The following is a 2,350-nucleotide window of genomic DNA, read 5'->3' as shown; positions in this document are numbered from 1 at the left end:
CCCCTGCTCCACGCTCACCCTCCCCACGAACCTCCGGAGCCGCCTCCCCAGCGGACTCCGCCGACTCGTCCCCACCCGATCCGCCGCCACCGCCCGCCGGTTGCGGCTCACGCTCACCCTGCTGCCGCTGCTGCTGCTCGGGGTGTGGGCCGCGGTCGACTGGCGCACCGTGTACGGCGGCGCCACCCGGCTGGTCTCGGCCGACCCGCGGTGGCTGCTGGCCGGGGTCCTCTTCACCGCCCTGTGCTCCGTGGCCGCCGCGTTCGTCCGGCAGGGCGCGGTGCCCGAACGTCTGCCGCCGGGGCAGCTGATCGCGACCCAGTTCGCGGCCGGCGCCGCGGGTCAGGCGCTGCCGGGCAACATCGGCGCGCATGCCGTCGTCCTGCGCTTCCTGCGCGGCCAGGGCATACCCCTGCCCCGGGCCACGGCCTCCCTCGCCCTGTACTCGGCGGTGAAGCCGGTCGCCAAGACGCTGGTGATCCTCGCGTTCCTGGTCGCCTTCCCCGGCACCCTCAAGGTGACCGAGCTGCTCCCGAAGGGCGAGACGCTGGCCCTGGCCGGCGCGATCACCGGGGTCAGCGTGGCCGCCGTGGTCACCCTGATCACGACCGTACGGCCGCTGCGGCAGCCGCTCATCGGGGGGCTGCGAACCGCGCTGACCGACACGCGGGTCGTGCACAGCCGGCCCGTCCGGGCCCTCGCGCTCTGGGGCGGGGCCGCCGCGTTCCCGCTGTGTCAGGGCGCGGTCGTCGCCTCCGTCGGGACCTCCCTCGGGCTGCCGCTGTCCTGGATCCAGATGGTCTTCGCCTACCTCGTCGCCAGCACGGCCGCCGGTGCGGTGCCAGCGCCGGGCGGCCTCGGCCCCATGGACGCGGCCCTCGTCTTCACCCTGGTCGCCTTCGGCGCGCCCGCGACGGTCGCCACGACCACGGTCATCGGCTACCGCGTCCTGACGGTGTGGCTGCCCCTGCTCCCCGGCACGCTGGTGCTCTCGGCGCTGGTACGGGCGAAGGTGCTGTGAGGGGCTGAGGGCCCGGCGGGAGAGCTGACGGCCGCCGCCGCGCGCCACACGGTGCCCAGCGCACGGCGCCCGGCACCCGGTGCCCGCCGGTGTCTCAGGCCGGGCGTTTGCGGGGCGTCGTCTTCTTGGCCGGGGTCTTCTTCGTGGTGCTCTTCGCCGTCGCGGACTTCTTCGCCGTCGACTTCTTCGCCGTCGTCTTCTTGGCGCCCTGGGCGCTCCGTGTCCCCTGGGACGACTTCGACGTGGACTTCTTGGCGGAGGCGGCCGACGGCGGCGACTTCTTCGCGGTGGCCGTGGACTTCTTGCCGGCGGGTTCCTTCGGGGTGCGCATGGGGGTCACGGCGGCGACGTCCTCGCCGCGGGACTCCTTGGCGGCGCGGACGCTGTTCTCCAGGGCCGCCATCAGGTCGAGCACCTTGCCGCCCGTCTCCGGGGCGGGCGCGGTCGGCGGCTCCTCGCCGGAGGCCTTCGCGGCGATGAGTTCCTCGACGGCCTCGCGATAGTCGTCGTGCAGCTCGTTGAGGTCGACCTCGCCGAGCGTCTCCATGAGGGCGTCGGCGAGATCGAGTTCCTTGTCGCGGACGGTGACGCTCGCGTCGGGCGCGACCCCCTCCGTCGTACGGATCTCGTCGGGCCAGAGCAGCCCGTGCATGGCGAGGGCGTCCTCCACCACCCGGAGCATCCCGAGCCGCTCACGCCCGCGCAGGGCGAACTTGCAGATGGCGACCTTCCCGCTGCGTTTGAGCGCCTCCCGCAGCAGGGTGTACGGCTTGGCGGCCGGCACGCCGTTCGGCGCCAGGTAGTACGCGGCGTCCACCTGGAGCGGGTCGACCTTCTCGGCCGGGACGAAGCCCTCGATCTCGATGGTCTTGGCGGTCGGGATCGGCAGCGACGCGAGGTCCTCGTCCGTGATCGGGATCATCGTCCCGTCGGCGTCCTCGTACGCCTTGCCGATCTCCCCCTGCGCCACCTCGCGCTCCTCCAGCTCGCACACCTTGCGGTAGCGGATGCGGCCGCCGTCCTCGGTGTGGATCTGCCGGAAGGAGACGGAGTGGCTCTCGGTGGCGTTCACGAGCTTGATCGGGATGCTGACCAGGCCGAAGGAGATGGCGCCGTTCCAGATGGATCGCACGAGCAGCACACCCCTTTCGGATTGGTTTCCACCGAATCATCCACACCGTATCCCCGGCCGGTCCCCCCTGCCCGCCGACCGGTCACCCCGCCCAACCCGACCGGTCACCCCGCCCAACCTGACCGCCCCCCCCCCGCCTACCGGTCACCCACCCCCAGGTAAGGCGCTTTTTCCCCGCTTTCATGCCATTCTCGTTG

2 protein-coding genes are annotated in these 2,350 nt (G+C 72.6%); one reads left to right on the top strand and one right to left on the bottom strand.

All coding sequences use genetic code 11. The annotated features are described in order from the left end of the window. Positions 1-1,021: lysylphosphatidylglycerol synthase transmembrane domain-containing protein (locus AOK23_RS32040; RefSeq protein ID WP_055716065.1), on the top strand; the 1,021-nt coding region annotated here is incomplete at its 5' end. Between the two features lie 94 nt (positions 1,022-1,115). Here AOK23_RS32040 and ku read toward each other — a convergent pair. Further along, a complete protein-coding gene (gene ku, locus AOK23_RS32035) occupies positions 1,116-2,153 on the bottom strand; it encodes a non-homologous end joining protein Ku (RefSeq protein ID WP_055716064.1) in 1,038 nt (345 codons plus the stop codon). Positions 2,154-2,350 lie beyond the last annotated feature (197 nt).

This window comes from Streptomyces torulosus (assembly GCF_001419765.1).
GTDB lineage: Bacteria > Actinomycetota > Actinomycetes > Streptomycetales > Streptomycetaceae > Streptomyces > Streptomyces torulosus.
This window is presented reverse-complemented; position numbering and strand designations above follow the sequence as displayed.